Genomic DNA, 20,691 nt, shown 5'->3' on the forward strand with positions numbered 1-20,691 from the left:
GGGACGGGGGATGGGGCGGGGTGGGGCGGGGCTGAGGGCCAGGGCCTTTCGCGGGGCCCTGGGTTCGCGTGGGGCGTGCGGTGGGGGAGAATCGACCGCATGATCGAAGCGCGGCGGCTGCACATCCTCCGTGCGGTGGCCGACCACCGCACGGTCACGGCCGCTGCCGCCGCGCTCTACCTCACCCCGTCCGCCGTCTCCCAGCAGCTCACCGCCCTGGAACAGGAGACCGGCCACCGCCTCGTCGAGCGCTCGGCGCGCGGCGTGCGCCTGACGGCGGCCGGCGAGATCCTGCTCACGCACACCAACGCCGTCCTGGCCCAGCTGGAGCGCGCCGAGGCCGAGCTCGCCGCGTACAGCTCCGGCGAAGCGGGCACGGTGACCGTCGCCGCCTTCGCCACCGGCATCGGCCTCGTCGTCGCGCCCGCCCTGGCCCGCCTCGCCGCCTCCGCGCCCGGCATCCGCGTGCGTGTGCAGGACGCGGAGGGCGACGCGAGCCTGCCGATGGTTCTCGACCGGCAGGTGGATGTGGCCGTGGCCGTCGAGTACCGGGGAGCACCCGGCGCGGACGATCCGCGACTCACCCGCGTCCCGCTCTACGCGGAGCCCTTCGACGCGGTGCTGCCGCGCGGCCACCGTCTCGCCGACGCGGAACGGGTGGCCCTCGCCGAACTCGCCAAGGACGCGTGGATCGGCCCCTTCGCGGGCAACCCCTGCCACGACGTGGTCGTCCTCGCCTGCGAACAGGCTGGGTTCCAGCCCCTGTTGGAGCACTGGTCGGACGACTTCAGGGCGGTGGTCGCCCTCGCCTCGGCCGGCGCCGGAGTCGCCCTGGTGCCGCGCTCGGCGCTGCGCGGCATGGACGTGTCGGGCGCGGTGGTGCGTCCCGTGGAGGGCGCGGCCCCCACGCGCAGGGTGTTCGCCGCGGTGCGCTGCGGCACGGAGGGGCATCCGCTGATCCGTCCGGTCCTGGACGCACTGGGGGAGGCGGCGGGCTGACTTCGGCGGCCCGCGGCCCGCGGCCCGCGTCGGCGGGTGGGGTCTCCCGCGCGGCTTTCGCGGTGCTGTACGCGATCGGCCCGGCGTGCGGGGCCCTGGCGCTGGTCGACGACACGTTGACGACGGCGCCGCGGGCGGCGACGAGGAAGGGCAGAGCGGCTCGCGTGGTGCGGACCGAGGCGAAGAAGTTCACGTCGAACGCGTCGGACCACTGCTGGTCGGTGCAGGCGGCGAAGCCGCGTCGCGGCTTTTCCGGTCAGTTGCAGATCCATGCGCATCCCCTTTTCGTCGTCTTCATTGCCCGAAATCTTGGCCCCTAGGGCCATAAAACCACCCGAAAAGAACTGATCAGGACATTGGGCAACATATTTCAGCCGTGGGCCAATTGAAAGATTGCCATGTACAGGAGCCTTACAGGATCGTCATCGTGCAAGCGTGAAACGGTTCCCGGAAATGACCGTGAAATGCGGTCACTTACGGGCTCGAAATCAGGGAGTACTTGTGCTTTCGAAAACCAAGAGGGTCGCGCGCTCCGCAACCGTGGCCATCGCCGCCGCTGCCGCCTTCACGGTGGTGATGCCCAGCAACGCCTTCGCCATCGATCACGTCGAATGCCGTGGCGGCGAGAACTTCTTGAAGATCTGGTCGCACAGTGACGGTCGGCAGAGCGTGGACTGCTACGCGAACCGCGGCCGGACCGGCTTCGGCGGGTGGTGGGTCGACCGGATCTCCACGGGCAACAATGACCTGATCTACTACGACGCCAATGGCGACTCCGTGCGCATCAACCGGTGGACCGACATCACTTTCCCGCACCGTCCGCCGAAGGTGAACGACATCGAAATCCTGTAACGAATCATTGACTCACGTGAATGCGAGTCAATGATTCGGTAAACCGGTGGCCATCTCCGCACCATGGCCATTGCCGAATTCCGCCGGCCACGCCTCTCGGGGCGTGGCCGGTTTCGTCATATTCCGCTGCCCGCTGCCCGCTGCCCGCTGCCCGCTGCCCGCTGCCCGCTGCCCGCTGCCCGCTGCCCGCTGCCCGCTGCCCGCTGCCCTCGACCCGGGCTGCGCGGAACCTCGCCCCAGGGGCCGCACCCGCCCCGCGGCACGCCACGAAACTCGGGACCCGCCTCTTGACCCTGCGGTCAGCCAGTCATTAGCGTGGCGGACGGCCGACCAGAAAGCGCTTTCTGGGCTCCTCGTACCGCAGAGCTCCGCACCGGTCCACGCAACTGCCTCCCAAGTTCGCCCGCGCGTCAGGGAATGTCAGGGGAGTTCACCGTGAGTCAGAGCGCAGTGTCCGCAACACCCCTGAAGGCAGCGGGCGTTGCCGATCGGGAGAGACCGGGCCTCCGGCAGCGTACGGCCGAGGCGGCCGAGAAGAGCTGGCGCCCCCTCGCGCTGCTGCTCGTCTGCTTCGGCGCCTGGTGGCTGATCGCCGCGACCGAGATGGTCGAGGCCTATCTGGTGCCCTCGCCGGGCGCCACCCTCGACGTCATCCTCGACAAGCCGGACTACCTCTGGCAGCACAGCTGGGTCACCACGTACGAGACGCTGATCGGCTTCGTCATCGCGGTCGCCGTCGGCATCCTCTCCGCCGCCCTGATGGTCGCCTCGACCACCGTCGAGAAGACCCTCTACCCCGTCCTCCTCTTCGCCCAGGTCGTCCCGAAGATCGCCATCGCCCCGCTGTTCGTCGTATGGCTCGGGTTCGGCATCGCGCCGAAGATCCTCATCGCCGTCCTCATCGCCTTCTTCCCCGTCGTCATCTCGATGGTCACCGGGCTCAAGGCCGTCGACCCCGAAATGCTGCAGCTCTCCGCCACGATGGGCGCACGGCCCTGGCAGACCTTTCTGAAGATCCGTTTCCCGGCGTCGCTCCCGCATCTCTTCTCCGGCCTGAAGGTGGCCGTGACGCTCGCCGTCACCGGCGCTGTCGTCGGCGAGTTCGTGGGCGCGAACGAGGGCCTCGGCTATGTGATCCTCCAGGCCAACGGCAACCTCGACACCCCCATGCTCTTCGCGGGGCTGCTCGTCATGTCGCTGATCGGCGTGGTCCTGTTCGCGCTCGTCGAGATCGCGGAGAAGGTGCTGCTCCCGTGGCACGCGAGCCGCAGGGACCAGACCGCCACCACCACGTACTGAGTCCAGCCGTTCCCCCCGAGCCCCCGTCCCCGTCCCCGTACGCGAGAAGGGCCGCCCCATGCACGCGCGCAGACTCCTCACCGGCCTCGTCCCCCTGGCGCTCGTCGCGGCCACCGCGACGGCCTGCGGCGATGACGACAAGACGAGCACCAGCGCCTCCGGCAAGAAGCTCGACAAGGTGACGCTGACGCTCAACTGGTACCCGTACGGCGAGCACGCGCCGTTCTACTACGGCAGGAAGCAGCAGATCTTCGAGAAGCACGGCATCGATCTGGAGATCAGGGCGGGCCAGGGCTCCCAGAAGACCGTGCAGGCCACCGGCGCCGGGCAGACCGACTTCGGCTGGGCGGACACCCCGGCCGTGCTCGCCGGTGTCGACCGAGGGGTCAAGGTCAAGAGCCTCGGGGTGTTCCTGCAGACCACACCCGCGTCCGTACAGTCCTTCGCGGGGGAGGGTGTCGCGTCACCCGGGGACCTCAAGGGCATGACCGTCGCGGGTACGGCCGGTGACGCGCTCACCAAGACCTTTCCGATCTTCCTGGAGAAGAACGGCATGGACGTCTCCGACGTCGAGGTCCAGAACACCGATCCGGCGGGCAAGATCGCCGCGGTGATCTCCGGCAGGACGGACGCGCTGCTCGGGTACGCGAGCGACCAGGGCCCCACCATGCGCGACAAGGCCAAGAAGGACGTCACGTACCTGCGTTTCTCCGAGCACGGCCTGAATTTCTACTCCAACGGTCTCATCGCGGGCGCCAAGACCCTGCAGGGCAGGGGAGACCTGACGAAGCGGATGGCCGCGGCCGTCAGTGAGGCGTGGGCGGCGGCCGAGAGGAAGCCGGGCCCCGCCGTCGCGGCCATGGAGGGCGCGACCGAGCAACTCCCGCCGAAGAACGTCCTGTCGGAGCAGTTCAGGACCACGCTGACGCTGCTGCACACCGACGCCACGAAGGGCAGGGCGCCGGGGGCCAACACCGAGGCGGACTGGCAGCAGACCATCGAGGTCTTCACCGAGGCGGGCATGGTCAAGGACCCCAGATCGGTGACGGAGTACTGGGACCCAGCCAAGGGGATCAAGGAAATCAAGGAGACCAAAAAGACCAAGGGGATCAAGGGGTGAGCATGCCCAATGACGGGGCCGCACCCGCCGTGCGGCTCGACGACGTCGCCGTCCGCTTCCGTACGAAGAAGAAGGACGTCACCGCGTTGCGCGGCGTCTCGCTCTCCATCGCCGCCGGCGAGTTCGTGGCCATCGTCGGCCCCTCGGGCTGCGGAAAGTCCACGCTGCTCAAGCTGGTCGCGGGGCTGCTCGCGCCGTCGTCGGGCGAGGTGCTCCTGGGCGGCGAACCGGTGCGGGGGCCGCGGCGCGACATCGGGTACGTCTTCCAGCGGGCCGCCCTGCTCGACTGGCGCTCGGCGCGCCGCAACATCCTGCTCCAGGCGGAGATGCGGAAGCTCCCCGCGGCGCGGGCACGCGCGCGTACCGACGAGCTCATCCGCATGGCCGGGCTCAGCGGCTTCGAGGACGCGTATCCGCACGAGCTGTCGGGCGGCATGCAGCAGCGGGTGGCGCTGTGCCGTGCGCTGCTGCACGAGCCTCCCGTGCTGCTCATGGACGAGCCGTTCGGTGCCCTCGACGCGCTCACGCGGGAGCAGTTGAACGTCGAGCTGAACCGCGTCTGGCGCGAGACCGGGACGACGGTGCTCCTGGTGACGCACTCGATCGCCGAGGCCGCGTATCTGGCGGACCGCGTGGTGGTGATGAGTCCGCGTCCTGGCACGGTGACGGAGGTCATCGAGGTCGGCCTGGCGCCGGACCTGGGGTACGCGCAGGCGCTCGCCTCGGCCGAGTTCCGCGTGGCGACGGGGCGGGTCAGGGAGCTGCTCGGGGCGGTGTCGGCGCACGGCTGAGTGGCAGTGGCCTTCAAGGGAGCCCGCGCAGAGGCAGTCCACTGAGAGGCAGTCCACTGAGAGAGGCAGTTCACTGAGAGACAGCTCACCCTTTACCGACATCTCATATCAGGGATAGCGTGCCAGATATGGAACACGATGGAGTTGACGCGCGCCTCGCCGCCCGACTGTCCGAGCTGCGCGCCGAACGTGGCTGGTCCCTGGGCGAGTTGGCCGAACTGAGCGGCATCAGCCGCTCCACCCTGTCCCGGGCCGAGCGCGCGGAGATCAGCCCCACGGCGGCGCTCCTGAACCGGCTCTGCGCCGTCTACGAACGCACCATGTCGCAGCTCCTGAGCGAGGTGGAGGCGGAGCCCGCACAGCTCGTCGCCGCGGTCGACCAGGCCGTCTGGGCCGACGACGACGCGGGGTTCATGCGCTGGTCGGTCTCCCCGCCGCGCACCGGGATGCGCGGCGAACTGGTCGAGGTCCGGCTGCAGCCCGGCGCCGACATCGCGTACGACCGGCCGCCCGTGCTCGGTCTGGAGCAGCACATCTGGGTGCTCGAAGGATCGCTGGAAGTCACGGTGCAGGGAGAGGCGCACACTCTGGCCGTCGGGGACTGCCTGCGTTTCCGGCTGTGGGGCGCGTCGCGGTTCCGCTGCCGCGGCGAGGAGGCCGTGCGGTACGCGCTCGTGGTGGTGAAACCGTGACCGTCCCCGCCACGCGCACCGGCGTCACCCTCGTCACCCGCCTCGACTCCGAGCAACTCCGCGCGTCGGCGGACTCGTTGGCCGACCTCCTGGTCGACACCGTGCGGGGCGGCAACTCGCTCGGCTTCCTCGCCGACCTGGACCGTGCCACCGCCGCCGCGTGGTGGCACGGGCTCGGCCCGGCCGTCGGCGAAGGGCGGCTCGCCGTCTGGGTGGTCCGCGGCGAGGGAACGGATGCCGGACGTGTGACGGGAACGGATGCCGGACGCGTGACGGGAACGGTCGGCGTCGCGTTCGTCGACAAGCCCAACGGCCGCCACCGCGCCGAGATCGTCAAGCTGATGGTGCACCCCTCCGCGCGCGGGCAGGGGCTCGCCCGCGCGCTCCTGACCGTCGCCGAGGAGGCGGCGGCACAGGCGGGCGTGACGCTGCTCGTCCTCGACACCGAGACCGGCAGCCCCGCCGAGACCTTCTACAGGAAGGCGGGTTGGACCCGGTCGGGGACCATCCCCGACTACGCGACCGACCCGGCAGGCACGCCCCGCCCGACCACGCTCTTCCACAAGCGGCTCGGCGCTGGGCGGACCGGCGCCGAGCCTGCGGACGCCGCGCGTCAGTAGCGCAGCGCCGCCAGATACGCGTAGCTGTTCCGCGCGGTCGCGAACGGATCCGCCGGGGTGTCGTGCTCGACCAGCCACTGGCGGACACCGCCCACGCGCGCGTGGGCGAACATCGCGGGGAAGTCGAGCGTCCCCGAACCGACATCGGCGAAGCCGCCGTCGGCCGCCATGTCCTTCACGTGCAGCGCGGGGAACCGCCGCCGGTGCCGCCGGAAGTACGTCGCCGGATCGGCGCCCCCCTTCACCGCCCAGTACACGTCCAGTTCGAAGGCGACCAGCTCCGGGTCGGTCTCCCTGATGAGGACGTCGTACAGGTGCGTGCCGTCGACCACCACGTGGTCCGCGCCGTGGTTGTGGAACAGCACGGGCCCCAGCCCGGCCTCGCGCGAGGCACACCCGATCCTGTTGAACTGCCGCGCCGCCTCCCGGAACCCGGCAGGCGTGTGCAGCGCGCCGGGCAGGCTCGGCACCACGGGCCACCGTGCGCCCAGGGTGTGCAGATCGTCGAGTGCCCGGGGCAGCCCGCTGCCGGTGAGCGTGGGATACGCGATGTGCTCCAGGACTGCCCGCAGCCCGGCCGCGTCCAGCATCCGCCGGATGCCGTCGGCGTCGTGCCCGTGGCGGCCGCTGACGCCTACGGTCGCGTACCCGATCCCGGCGAGCTGCTCCAGCGTGCCCGCGAAGTCCCGCGCGAGCGCGTCGCGCATCGTGTACAGGTGCATGCCGATGCCGCCGCGCGGGATACGACGCCGGTACGCCGTCTCCTGCGAGGTCTGCGAGGCCTGCGCGGGCAGCGCCCCGCCGACCGCCGCGGCCAGCCCCAGCGACGCACCGAGAAAGGCGCGCCGGGAGGCCGCGGAGGGGGCCCCTCTCCTGCTCATCCTGCTCATCGTCACGCCCTCACTTCGCCGTGATCCGGACGTTGCCGGTCGTCGTGTCGCCCTTGTCGTCCGTCACCGTCAGATGCGCGGTGTACGTCCCCGCGCGCGCGTACGTGTGCGTGGCGCCCGGCCCCTCCGTACCGCCGGCCGGCTTGGAGTTGTCCCCGAAGTCCCAGTGGTACGAGGTGACGGTGCGGCCCGCGGGCAGATTCACCTTGCTCGTCAGGCTCACCGCGAGGGGCGGCGCCCCGCTGTCCGGAACGGCGGTCACCGATACCTTCGCCGTGGAGCTCTTCTGCACGCCGGGGCCGTTGAAGTGCAGCCAGTCGACCGCGAACAGGTCGGGTTTGCCGGAGGACCACTGCGGGTTGCTGAAGACCACGTACAGCTTCGTCGTCCCGTCGTATCCGGCGTGTCCGGCGTATCCGTCGTGTCCGGCGAGTCCGGTGGTTGGCGAGACGAGGTTGCCCCAGCCTCCGGTGTTCGGCACGGTCACCTTGCCGAGGAGTTCGCCGGTGGGTGACCCCGCCCGGAACTCGACGTCGCCGCCGAGACCGCCCGACGCGGCGCCCACGGTCACGGAGTCGACGCCCTGGAGGTGCACGGGGTCGAAGGAGATCCAGTCCTTGTCCTCGATCTCCGTGAGCCGCTTGCCGCCGGAGGCGTCCGCACGGTCGGCGGTGACGACTCCGTCGTGCGCGCCGCCCGTCGCGGTGCGGTGCTCGGCCTCGCGGAAGGAGGTCCGCAGCGTCAGCGAGGAGGAGCCGGTCAGCGCGGGCACGTCACCGGAACCCTTGTCCTCGTACTGCGCGGTGATCCCGTAGTACAGGTTCTGGCCGGGCCCATGGCTGTCCCCGGCGTCCGTCACGATCTCGCCCGCGCAGCCGGTGTAGTTGTCCAGCGGGTGCAGATGGGAGTCGTGCCCGAGCTGGGACTGGACGACGACGCGCGAGCAGTCGATCGGCCCGTCCTCCCGGTCCGTCACCTTTATCTTGAAGGGAATGGTGTCCCCGAAGCTGAACGTTCCCCCGTTCGGCGGTTGTTGGATTGCCACCACAGGCCGGGTGTTGCCGACCGTGATGTCCCGCACGGCCAGTCCGGTCAGCTCCTTGGGCCCGGTCACCTTCAGGCGGGCGGTGAACTGCCCCCTCTCGGTGTACGTGTGTGTCGGGTTCGCCTCGGTCGAGTCGGTCGTGCCGTCGCCGTCGAAGTCCCACGCGTACGTGACCGGCGTGCCGCCCGGCAGCCCGGAGCCCTCGCTGGAGAACTTCACGGTGAGGGGCGAGCGTCCGTTGTCCGGGGTCGCCGTGATCCGCGCGTCGGGCAGGCGGCCGTCCGCGACGTAGTCGATGCGATAGATGCCCGAGCCTTCGTTGCTGCCGCCGCGTCCCGTGCCGCTGCCGAGCCCGAAGTCGATGACGTACAGCGCACCGTCGGGCCCGAAGTCGGCGTCGAAAGGCTGGTTCCACTTCATGTCGGAGAAGACCGAGTTGATGGACTGCAGTTCGCCCGCCTTCACCGGCGGGAAGCGCGGATCAGTGAACGTCTGGTCCTTGTCCTGGATCGAGAAGGCCTTGAACCACTGCCGGGTCAGCTCATAGGTGAGCCACTTCCCCTCGAAGTACTCGGGGAATTTCGTCTTGTACGTGTTCGCGGCGTCGTAGTCGTAGACCGGGCCGCTCATCGGGCCGCCGCCACCCGTGCCGAGTTCGGGGAACTCCTTCGACTCGGAGTAGGCGTACCAGACGTTCGCGGGCTGTGCGGGCGGCAGTTCGCGCAAGCCGGTGTTGTTCGGTGAGTCATTGACGATCTTCGCGCAGTCGAATGTGGCCTTCGACGTCTTCGTCGCGAAGTCGTAGTCGTTGAACGGCGTGTTGTCGCCGATGCAGTACGGCCAGCCGTAATTGCCCGCCTTGGTGATCCGGTCGAACTCGACCGTCCCCTCCGGGCCGCGGTCCGCCACCGCCTTCCGCGCGTCGGGGCCGTAGTCCGCGATCAGCAGGGCGCCGCTGATCGGGTCGGTGGTGATCCGGAACGGATTGCGCATCCCCATCGCATAGACCTCGGAGCGCGTCTTCTCCGTCCCCGCAGGAAAGAGATTCCCTTCGGGAACGGCGTACGTCCCGTCGTCCTTCGGCGTGATCCGCAGGATCTTGCCGCGCAGATCGTTCGTGTTTCCAGCGGTGCCCTGCGCGTCCCACGCGCGGCGCCCCTCGCGCTCGTCGATCGGAGCGAAGCCGTCCGAGGCGAACGGGTCGGTGTTGTCGCCCGTCGCGACATACAGATCGCCCCTCTTGTCGAAAGCGATCGACCCCGCCATGTGCGAATTGGCCCGCCCCTCACCGCGCCACGTCGGAATGGTCAACAGGCGCTTCTCCGAGGCCGCTTCGACCTTTCCGCCCTTCTCGGTGAAGCGGGACAGATTGATGCGTTTCTCCGTCTTGTCGGAGTGGAGCAGATACAGCCAGTGGTTGTCCTTGAACTTCGGGTCGAGCGCAAGGCCGAGCAGCCCGTCCGACTGGCTCGTCATTTCCGGCGTGTACGCGAGATCGAGCGCCGTGGAGACCTTCAGCGTCTCCTGGTCGATGATCTTCAGCTTGCCGGTGCGCTGGATGAAGAAGACCCGTCGGTCCGGCGCGACGGCCAGCTCGAACGGGTCGGCGAGACCGTCGGTGGCGAGCGGAGTGCGCTGGAAACTGCCCGTCCGGGTGGCCGTGCAGTCGCCCGGTTTGTCACCGGCCGCCCACTGGATGCCACCGAGGACGTGCCGGAGGAAACCCTCCTCCTGGAAGGCGGACTTGGCGTGTCCGCCCGCCGTGTACCAGGAGCGGCCACCGTCGTAGTTCTGGCACCAGGACCACGGCTGGTCGACACCCTCGTCGAGCCCCGTGACGCCGTCGCGCACCTTGATCTGCGCGAGCGTGTGCACCTTCCCCGTGGGATTGGTGCGCCAGTTGTACCACTCCTCCGTACGCTCCCAGAGCTCCGGAAGCGCCTTCGTCGACGGGTGCGCGTGGTCGAGCACCTTGATCCGCCCGGTCTGCACCTCCGGGTGCTTGTCGAAGATCGCGCCGACCAGTCCCTCGTACCAGCTCCAGTCCCGCTCGCTCGCCGACGCGGCGTGCAGCCCGACCCAGCCGCCACCGCCCCGTACGTACTTCTGGAAGGCCGCACGCTGCCCGGCGCCGAGCAGATCGCCCTTCTCGGGCGTGGAGTTGGTGTTGTTGAAGACGACGGCCTGGAAGCGGGCGAGGTTGGCATCGGTGAACGCCGCGGCGTCGTCGGTGGCCTCCACCTCGAACCCGTGCTCGCTGCCGAGCTTCTTGATCGCTTCGATGCCCGCCGGGATCGAGTCGTGGGCGAAGTTCGTGACCTTGGAGAAGACCAGGACACGGAAGGCGGGCGCGGCCGCGGCACGGTGCGGGGCGGCGACACCGAGGCCCACGACGAGGGCGAGCAGAGCGATGAGGACGAGCAGGGGTCTTGGTGCGCTTCTCCGCGCGCTCTTCGGCGCACTTTTCGGTGCCGTGGAACTCATGGCGCTCCCTGGGCTTGGCGGATGGACGGCTGCCGGTCGCCGGGTGTGCGGTGAGTTGCGTATGCGCTGAAGCGGAGGCCGTTGTTCGCGGCAGCTCCTGCTCCCTGCTAGAAAGCGCTTGCGCAGCGCGGGACTCAGGGTAGGTTCCGGTTCCGCGGAGGGTCAATGGGTCGGCAGGGGCGAGCCGGGTGCGCGCGAGGCGGGGAGGAGGCAGGGAGCCAGATCGCCCGCATGACGTCCCGCGCGCGGGGGAGGCTGCCCTCTACAGGCAGCCCCACAGGCGCCACCCCACAAGCCACCCCCATACGCGACAGCCGCACGAATCCGCCGCACGAATCAGCTGCACGAATCCGCCGCACCCTCAGGGAGCCCCTCACCATGGCCGACCGAGCCGATGCCACCACGCCTTCCGCCGCCGCGTACACCGCGGGACTGCTCAACGCGGCGGACGGCGTGCCCGTCGCCACCTACACCTGGCTACCGGCGGACGGCAGGCCCCGCGCCTACGTCCAGATCGCGCACGGAGCCGCCGAGCACGCCCTGCGCTACGACCGCTTCGCCCGCCATCTGACCGCACACGGCTACGGAGTGGTCGCCTCCGACCACCGCGGCCACGGCGCCACCGCACAGGCCACGGGCGGCTACGGCGTCACATCGGAGGGGACGGACCCGGACAGCGCCGACAGCTGGCGGGCGATCGTCGACGACCTCAAGGCCATCGGCGACCAGGTGCGCACCCTGCACCCCGGCGCACCGTTCTTCCTCCTCGGGCACAGCCTCGGATCGATGCTCGCGCGCGACTACGCGCAGGAGTACGCCGACAGTCTCGCGGGCGTGATCCTCTCGGGTACGTTCCGCTCGTTGCCCGGTGCCGACATCGAGGGAGCGATCGCCCGCCTGGAGCGCGAGGTCTCCGAAGGGGGCCGCGCTGCCAGGTCCTCGTACGTCCCCGACCTCTTCGCCTCGTTCAACGACCCGTACACCCACCGCACCGGCTTCGAGTGGCTCTCGCGGGACGAGGCCGAGGTCGACGCGTACGTTGCCGACGAGCGCTGCGGATTCGCGTTCTCCGCCGGGCTCTCCCTGGACTGGGTGCGTGCGGTACGGAAGATCAACGACCCGCGCAACATCGCGCGCGTACCCGCCGATCTGCCGGTCCACATCGCGGTCGGCGAGCAGGACCCCTGCAACCAGGGGATGACGCTCGTCCATGAACTCCTGGAGGACTTCCGGTACGCGGGCCTCGAGGACCTGACGTGGAAGGGCTACCCGGGCGCACGCCACGAGATCCTCAACGAGACCAACCGCGACGAGGTCCAGGAGGACCTGACGTCCTGGCTGGACAAGCGGGTGCTGTAGACCCGGACTGTCAGTGGCGTTGGCTACGGTTCATGGCATGTCGAAGTCCAGATCACGTTCCCGCGTCACGTCCGACGACGTGCGCCGCATCGCCCTCGCCCTGCCGCAGACGGTGGAGAAGGTGGCGTGGAGCATGCCCACGTTCCGAGTGGCCGGAAAGATGTTCGTGACGGTCCCCGACGACGAGACGTCCTTCGCCGTGCGCTGTCCGAAGGTCGAGCGCGACGAACTGGTCCTCGCGGAGCCGGACAAGTTCTGGATCGCCGCCCACGAGGCCGGTTCGGCCTGGGTGCGGGTGCGCCTCGCGGCGCTCGACGCCGACGAGCTGGGAGACATCCTGGCCGACTCCTGGCGACAGGCCGCCCCGCCCGGACTCCTGGAAGAGCACCCCGAGTTGGGGGTCGCGACCACGGAGTGACCCGAGGGTGAAGAGTGACTGGATAGCGAATGGATACGGAGCGGAATATATAGAGAGCGCTGTCTACGCCTCGTGGCATGATCCCCTCCACGACTGCAGGGGGAGGGGTGGGACGGGTGGGAGGGGTGGGACGGGTGGGCGTGCCGACAGGTGCGGGCTCGGGGCGAGGGCTCTGGGCAGGGCCGGGGGAGTACGGGGAGGACGACCGGGGCATCTGGTCGCGGGACTTCGGACTGTTCTTCGCGGCCCGCGCCATCGCCAAGCTCGGGGACACCATGCTGCCGGTCGCCCTCGCCGCCGGTCTGCTGCGGCACGGGCACGGCGCCGGGGCCGTCGGTCTCGCGATGGCCGCCACGACCGTCTGCTTCGCCGGTCTGGTCATTTTCGGCGGGGTCTTCGCCGACCGCTTCAGCACCCGCCTCCTCATGATCGGCGCCGACCTCGTCCGGCTCGGCACCCAGTCGTTGGCCGCGATGGTCTTCTTCACCGGGCATGTCGTCCTCTGGCAGATCTGCGTGATCGGCGCGGTCAACGGCGCGGCGGCGGCCCTCTTCCAGCCCGGCGTCGCCAGCACGGTCCCGCGGCTCGCCGCCGACGTGCAGAAGGCGAACGGCGCGATACGGGTGGCCGAGTCGACGGCGTCCCTCGCGGGGCCCGCCGCCGCGGGTGTGCTGGTCGGCCTCGCCTCTCCGGGGGCGGTCTTCGCCGCGCACGCGGGAACGTACGCGCTCAGCGCGCTCTGTCTCCTGCTTCTCCGGCTGCCGCCCGCGCGCTCGGGATCGCTGCCGCTCAGCAACGGTTTCCGGGCTGATCTGGTCCAGGGCTGGCGTGAGTTCAGGTCCCGGACCTGGCTGTGGGGCGTCATAGCGGTCTTCGGCCTGCTGATGATCACGACGACGGGACCCGCCGTGCCGTTGGTGGCGACCCTGGTCGTCCAGGAGCACGGCTCGGGATCGTACGGCCTGGTGAACTCCGCGCTCGGCGCGGGCACCGTCCTCGGCGGGCTCCTCGCCCTGCGCCTGCGCCCCCGTCGCATGCTCCGCGCCGGGACCCTCGCGCTGGTCGCCTACGGCGCCTTCCCGGCCACCGTCGGAGCCGGTCTGGACGTCCCGCTGATGGCGGCGGGCGCGGCCGTCGCGGGCGCGGGCGTCTCGTTCTGGGGCGTGATGTGGGCGACGAGCGTCCAGACACAGGTCCCGCCGGACGTCCTCAACCGCATCCACGCCTACGACGTCGCGGGCTCCCTCGCCATGCTGCCGGTGGGCCAGGCCCTCGCGGGCCCCGCCGCGGACACGTTCGGCGCCGAGAAGGTCCTGCTCACGGGCGGTGCCATGACGGTGGTGGTGTGCGTGGCCCTGTTCTGCGTACCGGCGATCCGGGGTTTGGTACGGGCGGACGCGCGCGTTCGCCCCGTTCCAGCCGCTGCACTCACCCCACCGACCCCACCGACCTCACCCACCTCGCACGTCACTCCACGTCAGTCGGCCCACGCGCGGGCCAGGCACCGCCGCCTGCCCGGGGCGTGATGGTCGGAGAACGGGGTCCTGCCGTGCAGCACCGCTCCGTTGTCGACGATGAGGAGATCGCCGGGCCCGAGCGCGATGCGTACGGTCAGCCGGGCATCGGTGAGATGGGCGTCGAACGCGTCGAGTGCCGCCCGCTGCCCGGAGCTGAGCGGCAGGTCGGCCTCCTGGTGGCCACGGTGGATCCAGTGGCGGTTGTAGTGCACTCGCAGCCCCTCGGGCCCCTGCCGGAACACCGGATACCGCCGTACGAAGCCGTCGCCGCGGCCGAAGTGGAAGTCCCCGTGGAGCTCGCGGACCGCGCCGGGGTGCCGCTCCCGCAGCCGGTTGAGGACGGTGGCCCCGCTGACGAGCAGCGTCTCGCCGCCCTGCGCGCCGGGCCGGATGCACAGCAACGCGAGGAGCCTCGGCTGATACGCCCGGTCCGACCGGTCCGTGTGCGGGGCAAGCAGCTGTGCGTCTCCTCCGTTCGATGGCGCGGGTGCCGTCGGGGGCGCGGCCGGGGCGGTGGCGGCGGTCAGCAGGTCGTCGGCGTGCCGCCCCGAGCGTGCCCGGGGGCGGCCGGCCAGGGCCAGGTACTGATGGCACAGGTCAACGCACTGATCATCGGTCCGGCCCGCCAGATCGAGCCCGCGCAGCACGGCTACACCTGAACCCCGCCGAAGTCGCTCGTCGAGACCGGCCGCCAGCGCCGCCCGGCCCTCGTCGCGCAGGGCGGTTTGGTGCTGGTCCACCGGGACGAGCCAGTCCGCGCGGCGCAGGCTGCTGCGGTCCCACGCTCGGCGCCCGCCGGCGGCGACGTCTCCGCTCACCGTTGTTCTCCCTCGTCCGCTTGCCCCAGAAATCGAACGTGTGATCCCATCGAAGTATGCGCCACACCATCCCCCACGAACTCATCCGTACCCAGCGGGAGTGGACCCTCACGTACGAGAAGCTGGCCGATCAGCCGGGCCGCACCGTTCTGCGGCGCCGACTGATCCATCTGACCGCGCGGCTGCACTTCCACCCGTGTCTGCGCGATCCCGCCGCCCGGATGCGGCTGCGCCGCCTGGCGCGGTGCCGCGCATCGGACTCATGATGTCCGCGATCATCGTCCAGCCCGCGGCCGCGGGCGGCGGACGCCGCGTCACGGTGGGCTCCGTGGCTCTGGGGCTGGCTCACGACGACCGCGATCTGATCGAGTTCCTGAGGCGAGCCGGTCTTGAGGACGCCGAGGGCCTGGTCCTCGGGGACTCGCCGCTCATCGAGTGGCGGGGTGGCGGGGCGCATCAGTACGAGGCCGGAGGCGGGGGCGGGGATGGCGACAGTGGCGACTGAAGGTGCGAGCGCCCACTCCGGCAAAGGGGTGAGCGATCACCGGTCTGAGTGCGGTATTGTTTCGTTGCGCGTTCGGCCAGGGGAAACCCCAGGTCACACGGGCACCGGGACGTGGCGCAGCTTGGTAGCGCACTTGACTGGGGGTCAAGGGGTCGCAGGTTCAAATCCTGTCGTCCCGACTCGAGAGAGTCGCAGATCGAGGGCCGTTTCAGAGCAATCTGAAGCGGCCCTCGATCGTGTTTCATGTGCTGCGGCACAGAGCGTGGTCGATGAGGTTGCGGAGTGCGTCTTCCTGACGGGCCGCGGTCCGCGGGTCCGCGGGGCGGCTGTGCGCGGAGACGGTGACGGTGCGGCGGCCGTCTGTGGTCGTCGCTGCCCGGATGACGTATCCGAAGCCGCTTCCCCCGTGCCCGAGGTATCCACCGCCGCAGGACAGGGGAGTGAAGAACAGGCCCAGGCCGTCCCTGGTGCCTGCCGGGTGGCCGCTGTCCCGCGGTACCGGGACCGTGGTCCGCATGGCGGCGAGTTCGGCGGGGTTCAGCAGCCGTCCGTCGGCCAGGGCGGTGAAGAAGCGGTTGAGGTCGCGGGCCGTGCCGGTCATCGAGCCGTCGGCCCCGCTGTCGAAGGGGCGGTAGGGGATCGTGGTGTCGACCATCGGGCCGTCCACGGCGAACTGCTGGTAGTTGGCCGTGTGGGGACGCGGGAGGAAGGGCTCTGTGCCCGGGGTGTCGGTGTGCCGCAGGCCGAGGGGGCGCAGAATGCGCTCGTGGACCTGCTGTTCCCAGGTGTGGCCGGTGATCTTCTTGATGATCATTCCGGCGAGTACGTAGTTCGTGTTGGAGTACGCCCAGCGGGTGCCGGCCGGGAAGTCCGGCTTGTGGCGCATGGCCAGGGCGACCAGCTCTTCTGGCTGGTAGGCACGCCACCGGTCGGCGAAGTAGGACCGGGCGCCGGGGTCGGGGAAGACGTCGTAGATGTAGTCGGACAGGCCGCTGGTGTGTTGCAGCAGGTCGCGGACGGTGATGGTCCGCCCGTCGTTTCCGGTTCCGGACACGACCCCGGGCAGCAGTTCCTCCACCGTCCGGTCAAGGGAGATCCGCTTCTCGCCCACCAGTTGCAGCACGACGGTGGCGACGAACGTTTTGGTGGTGCTGCCCAGACGCAGGTAGCCGTCGTTCGGGACCGGGCGGTGAGTGACCAGGTCTCCCACCCCGGAGCGGGCCGTGAGGGTCCGGCGCGAGGTCTCCAGGCGGACCGCTACTCCAGTGACCCCGGTGGCGTGCAACGCGTCGGCATCACGCTGCACAGACCAACCCGTGCCGGAAGTGCGTGGCGCGGCCGAAGCCGCAACGGATGGCAGAGACGACACGGCCAGCGCGAGCACCGCAGCTGACAGCCACACACGGCGAAAGATCATGACCAGAGGCTAGGAACAGCAAGGGCCATCAGCCATCCGGGTCACGCCCCTTCTGAACGGGTGCCAGCCGGATGGACAAGCCGACCGGACATGTATGGCCGCGTGGGGACGCGGCGGGCACCGGGAGCCGGAGTACTGTGAGTTCCGTGATCGATTCTGCTCGGAGATCTACTGCTATGCCGGTCAGACGTGTGGTGCTTCCGCTGGTCATCTGGGTGGTCGTGGTGCCGTGGCTGCTCGCCACAGCGACGACCATGCTGTGGGGGTTCGCGGACGAGCCGGACGGGCTGTTCTTCACCGTCAGTACCCGGATGGTGCTGGTGCCGCTGCTGCTGATCGCTGAGGTCGTCGGCGTGGTGGCGGCTTTCCGGCACTACGACGCTCTGCGCTCCGACTTCTGGCCGGGAGCCGGGCTGACATTTGCTCTTCTGGCGCTGTTCACCGTGATGGCAGTGGCCGCGACGTGGGGCGAGTGGGGCGGGATGCTGTGGATCTGGGCCCTGTACACCGGCTACGTGTTCTTCGTGTTCATCTTCGGCGGGATGGCTTGGAAGAGGGTCTTCGCCTAGCTTTTCCCGGTACGAGGGTCTGCGGGTATGCGGGTATCCGAGCATGAGGAAGGCCCCCGGCAGCGATCTCCGGGGGCCTTCCTCATGCTCGGATGACTACTTGCACTGGTGGCTACTTGTACTTGCCGTAGTAGCCGGTGAGGTTCTTCAGGTCGCACGTCGCGGCGCCGACAAGGCACAGCGGGGAAGCGTACTTGCTCTTGTAGACCCAGGTGGCTCGTCCGCCGTTGTAGATGTAGATCTCGTGGTTCGGCATCTGGCGGTGGTTGCCGGAGCGGATTTCCCAGCCTCCGCGGGTGATGTGGAAGGTCAGAGCTCCATCGATGGCTCCCTTGACCTTGGCCACACCGCCGCAGAACGGGTTGGTGGAGTGGGTCACCATGCGGATGTCGGCGTAGCCGGAGCCCGCGCCGAGCCTCTTGACCGCCATGTCCTTGGCGCTTGCAGTCTTCTGGGCGACCAGCTTTTTGTCGGACTTCCTGTATACGTGGGTGGCCTTGACGGAGGTGTATCCGTTGACCTTGTGACTCTTCCAGGTGATGAGGGCGGACGCGGAGGTGCGGTATCGGGAACTCTTCCAGTCGAACCCGCGGTTGTCGCCGCCGTAGACGTATTTCGAGCCCCAGTATTGGCATGCCTTGGGGATGGGCTGGTTGATGTACTTCTCGGGGATGAACGTCGTCCACGTCAGGGTGGTGGTGGCCGACGCCCTGGCGGCCGCGGCTTGGGCGGTGGCGGTGTTACGGACGGCTGCCGCTTCGGTCTCGCCGTGCTTGACCTTGGGCACGGCGACGGTGAGACCCCAGGTGCGGGCGGCGGAGGTGTCGCCCTTGAGCTGGGGGACGATCCGGTACTGGTAGGAGGCGCCGGCGGTGGCGGTGGTGTCCTCGAAGGTGGCCTGGCCCGGCTCGGTGGTGGCGAGGGGGGTTTCGCCGCGGACGATGGTGTAGCGGGCGTCGGCCGCGTAGGGCTTCCAGGCCAGTGTCACCGCCCCCGGAGCAGCCTTGGAGGTCACGCCCCGGTCGGCCAGCGCGCCGTTGACGACGGCGGCCCGGCCGCTGCTGGTGCGGCCGAAGCTCAGGTGCTGTTCGGCGAGGTCGGAGAGCTGCTGTGCGCTCAGGGGAGCCGGGCTGCCGGGGGTGCCGTCGGCGTGGGAGGCCACCGCGGTGGTGGCGACGAGCGCGAGGGGAAGGGCGGCGAGAGCCGCCATGCGGGGCAGGGATGCACGGACGTGCACGTGATTCTCCGTTCGTCGAGTGGGTGCGGGACGTGCCTGTATCTCAGTGCCTCTGGTGCCTTTCCCGCAGGCGGGCGGTGCCGTAACTGGCGGCTTATCGGTCACCATCACCAGGGACCCTTGTCCCTCCGTCTGGTGCTGTCCGACACCAACACGTTGCCGCAGCAGAAAAAGTCTTCCTTCTCACTCCAATGGATATTCACCTCTGCCGAGGCCCGGATAGTACGGTGCCCGTCGAGATGGCTCAGCAGTTTCAGGGTGCGCATGTCGTGGTCGCTGAACGGTTGGGTGCCTTCACGTGAGAACAGGCCAGCGGAAAGCTCGCGCTGATCGTTGTGCGGAACAGGGGGGTGCGGAACAGAGGGGTGCGGAACAGAGCACCACTCTGTTCCGCACCCCTCCCACAGCCGCCGCCGACCCCTCAGCCCGGCGGCGGTCCGGGACCCCGCTCAGGGGTGGCTCGCGGCCGGGTGCTGCACCAGGTGCCGGGTGTAGGCGTCGGTCGTGAAGAAGGCGGGCAACTCCCTTGCCAGTGCCGTTCGTTCGAAGAGCCCGCGGACTTCGTCGAGAGGGGCCCACGGGTACTCCGCGCCCAGGGCGGCGAGTTCGTCCTCCAGCAGATCGAGCACGGTCAGGCGATCGACGGCCCGGTGGCGCAGCCACTGCCAGATCTGCACCCGGGCGATCTCGGCCGTGGCGGCGTCCTCCATCAGCCCGTACAGGGCTACGGCGCCCCGGCCGTTCAGCCAGGCGGCGAAGTAGCGCAGGGCGACCGCGATGTTGGTGCGTACGCCCTCCGAGGTGGGCGGCGCGCTGATGCGGCGCACGGAGAGCAACTGGGCCGCCGTCACCTCGACGTCGTCGCGGGTGCGGTCGACCTGGTGCGGGCGGCTGCCGAGCACTCCGTCGAACACCTCGCGGCAGATGGGGACCAGCGCGGGATGGGCGACCCAGGATCCGTCGAAACCGTCCTCGGCCTCGCGTTCCTTGTCGAGCCGCACCGTGGCGACGGCCGCCTGGTGTGCGTCCGGGTCCTTGCCCGGCACGTGAGCTGCCATGCCGCCGATCGCGTGGGCGCCCCGCTTGTGGCAGGTGCGCACGACGAGCTCGGTGTACGCGCGCATGAAGGGGGCCGTCATGGTGACCTTCGCGCGGTCGGGCAGCAGGAAGTCGGTGCGGTGCCCGAAGGTCTTGATGAGGCTGAAGAGGTAGTCCCAGCGGCCCGCGTTGAGGCCGGAGCTGTGCTCGCGGAGCTCGTAGAGGATCTCCTCCATCTGCACGGCCGCCGTGATGGTCTCGATCAGGACGGTGGCCCGGACCGTGCCGCGGGGGATGCCGAGGAGGTCCTGGGCGAGGACGAATACGTCGTTCCACAGCCGGGCTTCGTCGCGGTTCTCCAGCTTCGGCAGATAGAAGTACGGGCCGCGCCCCGCGTCGATCTGTCGGTGGGCGCAGTGGAAGAAGTACAGCCCGAAGTCCACGAGCGAGGCGGGCGCGGGCCGGCCCGCGAAGTCCAGGTGCTCCTCGGTCAGATGCCAGCCGCGCGGGCGGACGACGATGGTCGCGAGCTGCTCGCCGAGGCGGTACCGCTTGCCCTCCGGCGTGCTGAAGTCGATTCTGCGCTCGATCGCGTCGAGCAGGTTCAGCTGACCGCCGACGATGTTGTCCCAGGTGGGGGAGGTGGCGTCTTCGAAGTCCGCCATCCATACCTGCGCACCGGAGTTGAGGGCGTTGACCGTCATCGCGCGCTCGGGCGGCCCGGTGATCTCGACGCGGCGGTCGGTCAGCCCGGGGGCCGGGGGCGCCACCTGCCAGGAGTCGTCCGCGCGGATGTGGGCGGTGGCGATCGAGAAGTCGAGCGGGGAGCCGGAGGCGAGACGGGCACTTACCCGCGTGCGCTCCCTGAGGATCTCCAGGCGGCGGTCGGCGAAGGCGTCGACGAGGCGGCCGACGAACTCCAGCGCCTCGGGGGTGAGGATCTCGTCCTGCCGGTCGGCCGGAGCGCCGAGGACCGATACGCGGCCGGTCGGAGCGGAGATGGACATGCGGGTCTCCTCAG

General features: G+C 69.8%; 19 protein-coding genes, 1 tRNA gene and 1 pseudogene. 14 read left to right on the forward strand and 7 right to left on the reverse strand.

The genetic code is table 11. From position 1 onward, the window contains the following. Positions 1 to 99 precede the first annotated feature (99 nt). Complete coding sequence (locus tag ABZ953_RS25385; protein ID WP_361727650.1) at positions 100 to 999, forward strand: LysR family transcriptional regulator; 900 nt, start codon at positions 100 to 102, stop codon at positions 997 to 999. Positions 1,000 to 1,105: 106 nt separating this feature from the next. Here ABZ953_RS25385 and ABZ953_RS25390 read toward each other — a convergent pair. Further along, positions 1,106 to 1,192 (reverse strand): annotated as a pseudogene (locus ABZ953_RS25390) (3-oxoacyl-ACP reductase); the annotation flags it as partial. A 308-nt stretch (positions 1,193 to 1,500) separates the two neighbouring features. Between ABZ953_RS25390 and ABZ953_RS25395 the strand changes: the two are divergent. The 6 genes from ABZ953_RS25395 to ABZ953_RS25420 all read left to right on the forward strand — a co-directional run bounded on the left by ABZ953_RS25395 (position 1,501) and on the right by ABZ953_RS25420 (position 6,373). Next, positions 1,501 to 1,851 carry a beta/gamma crystallin domain-containing protein gene (locus ABZ953_RS25395; RefSeq protein ID WP_361727652.1) on the forward strand — a complete coding sequence of 117 codons (351 nt, stop codon included), beginning with the start codon at positions 1,501 to 1,503 and terminating at the stop codon, positions 1,849 to 1,851. Positions 1,852 to 2,286: 435 nt separating this feature from the next. Next, a complete protein-coding gene (locus tag ABZ953_RS25400; protein ID WP_361727654.1) occupies positions 2,287 to 3,150 on the forward strand; it encodes an ABC transporter permease in 864 nt (287 codons plus the stop codon). Positions 3,151 to 3,208: 58 nt separating this feature from the next. Continuing rightward, a complete protein-coding gene (locus ABZ953_RS25405; protein WP_361727656.1) occupies positions 3,209 to 4,270 on the forward strand; it encodes an ABC transporter substrate-binding protein in 1,062 nt (353 codons plus the stop codon). A 2-nt stretch (positions 4,271 to 4,272) separates the two neighbouring features. Further along, complete coding sequence (locus ABZ953_RS25410) at positions 4,273 to 5,061, forward strand: ABC transporter ATP-binding protein (RefSeq protein ID WP_361727657.1); 789 nt, start codon at positions 4,273 to 4,275, stop codon at positions 5,059 to 5,061. Between the two features lie 128 nt (positions 5,062 to 5,189). Then, entirely contained in the window at positions 5,190 to 5,753 is a 564-nt protein-coding gene (locus tag ABZ953_RS25415; protein WP_361727659.1) for an XRE family transcriptional regulator, read from the forward strand. Then, positions 5,750 to 6,373, forward strand: a complete 624-nt coding sequence (locus ABZ953_RS25420) for a GNAT family N-acetyltransferase (protein WP_361727661.1) — start codon at positions 5,750 to 5,752, stop codon at positions 6,371 to 6,373. The genes ABZ953_RS25415 and ABZ953_RS25420 overlap by 4 nt, the downstream gene beginning before the upstream one ends. Here ABZ953_RS25420 and ABZ953_RS25425 read toward each other — a convergent pair. Beyond that, positions 6,367 to 7,254 carry a sugar phosphate isomerase/epimerase gene (locus tag ABZ953_RS25425; RefSeq protein ID WP_361727663.1) on the reverse strand — a complete coding sequence of 296 codons (888 nt, stop codon included), beginning with the start codon at positions 7,252 to 7,254 and terminating at the stop codon, positions 6,367 to 6,369. The genes ABZ953_RS25420 and ABZ953_RS25425 overlap by 7 nt on opposite strands. Before the next feature lie 19 nt (positions 7,255 to 7,273). Further along, positions 7,274 to 10,792, reverse strand: coding sequence for a ThuA domain-containing protein (locus ABZ953_RS25430; RefSeq protein WP_361727665.1), 3,519 nt, complete (start codon positions 10,790 to 10,792; stop codon positions 7,274 to 7,276). Between the two features lie 378 nt (positions 10,793 to 11,170). On the opposite strand from ABZ953_RS25430, the gene ABZ953_RS25435 reads away from it, so the two are divergent. From ABZ953_RS25435 to ABZ953_RS25445, 3 genes are all read left to right on the forward strand, one after another. Further along, positions 11,171 to 12,151: an alpha/beta hydrolase gene (locus tag ABZ953_RS25435; protein WP_361727667.1), complete on the forward strand. Its 981-nt coding sequence runs from the start codon at positions 11,171 to 11,173 to the stop codon at positions 12,149 to 12,151. Positions 12,152 to 12,188: 37 nt separating this feature from the next. Beyond that, complete coding sequence (locus ABZ953_RS25440; RefSeq protein WP_361727669.1) at positions 12,189 to 12,569, forward strand: MmcQ/YjbR family DNA-binding protein; 381 nt, start codon at positions 12,189 to 12,191, stop codon at positions 12,567 to 12,569. Between the two features lie 212 nt (positions 12,570 to 12,781). After that, complete coding sequence (locus ABZ953_RS25445; protein ID WP_361727766.1) at positions 12,782 to 14,095, forward strand: MFS transporter; 1,314 nt, start codon at positions 12,782 to 12,784, stop codon at positions 14,093 to 14,095. Here the strand turns inward: ABZ953_RS25445 and ABZ953_RS25450 are convergent. Then, entirely contained in the window at positions 14,047 to 14,904 is an 858-nt protein-coding gene (locus ABZ953_RS25450) for a TauD/TfdA family dioxygenase (protein ID WP_361727671.1), read from the reverse strand. The two genes, ABZ953_RS25445 and ABZ953_RS25450, sit on opposite strands and share 49 nt — an antisense overlap. Before the next feature lie 56 nt (positions 14,905 to 14,960). On the opposite strand from ABZ953_RS25450, the gene ABZ953_RS25455 reads away from it, so the two are divergent. The 3 genes from ABZ953_RS25455 (at position 14,961) to ABZ953_RS25465 (ending at position 15,588) form a co-directional block, all read left to right on the forward strand. Next, entirely contained in the window at positions 14,961 to 15,170 is a 210-nt protein-coding gene (locus tag ABZ953_RS25455) for a hypothetical protein (RefSeq protein ID WP_361727673.1), read from the forward strand. After that, a complete protein-coding gene (locus ABZ953_RS25460) occupies positions 15,167 to 15,409 on the forward strand; it encodes a hypothetical protein (protein WP_361727768.1) in 243 nt (80 codons plus the stop codon). Before ABZ953_RS25455 ends, ABZ953_RS25460 begins: the two co-directional genes overlap by 4 nt. A 105-nt stretch (positions 15,410 to 15,514) precedes the next feature. Continuing rightward, a tRNA-Pro gene (locus ABZ953_RS25465) sits at positions 15,515 to 15,588 on the forward strand. 62 nt (positions 15,589 to 15,650) lie between these two features. On the opposite strand, the gene ABZ953_RS25470 is transcribed toward ABZ953_RS25465, so the two are convergent. Beyond that, positions 15,651 to 16,715: a serine hydrolase domain-containing protein gene (locus ABZ953_RS25470; RefSeq protein ID WP_361727674.1), complete on the reverse strand. Its 1,065-nt coding sequence runs from the start codon at positions 16,713 to 16,715 to the stop codon at positions 15,651 to 15,653. Between the two features lie 287 nt (positions 16,716 to 17,002). Between ABZ953_RS25470 and ABZ953_RS25475 the strand changes: the two genes are divergently transcribed. Then, positions 17,003 to 17,395, forward strand: a complete 393-nt coding sequence (locus tag ABZ953_RS25475) for a hypothetical protein (protein WP_361727676.1) — start codon at positions 17,003 to 17,005, stop codon at positions 17,393 to 17,395. Between the two features lie 112 nt (positions 17,396 to 17,507). Here ABZ953_RS25475 and ABZ953_RS25480 read toward each other — a convergent pair whose 3' ends face one another. Both ABZ953_RS25480 and aceB read right to left on the reverse strand, forming a co-directional pair. Continuing rightward, positions 17,508 to 18,632, reverse strand: coding sequence for a hypothetical protein (locus tag ABZ953_RS25480; RefSeq protein ID WP_361727678.1), 1,125 nt, complete (start codon positions 18,630 to 18,632; stop codon positions 17,508 to 17,510). A gap of 449 nt (positions 18,633 to 19,081) precedes the next feature. Further along, entirely contained in the window at positions 19,082 to 20,677 is a 1,596-nt protein-coding gene (aceB, locus tag ABZ953_RS25485; RefSeq protein ID WP_361727680.1) for a malate synthase A, read from the reverse strand. Positions 20,678 to 20,691 lie beyond the last annotated feature (14 nt).

This window comes from Streptomyces sp. NPDC046465 (genome assembly GCF_040646035.1).
In the GTDB taxonomy this organism is placed as follows: domain Bacteria; phylum Actinomycetota; class Actinomycetes; order Streptomycetales; family Streptomycetaceae; genus Streptomyces.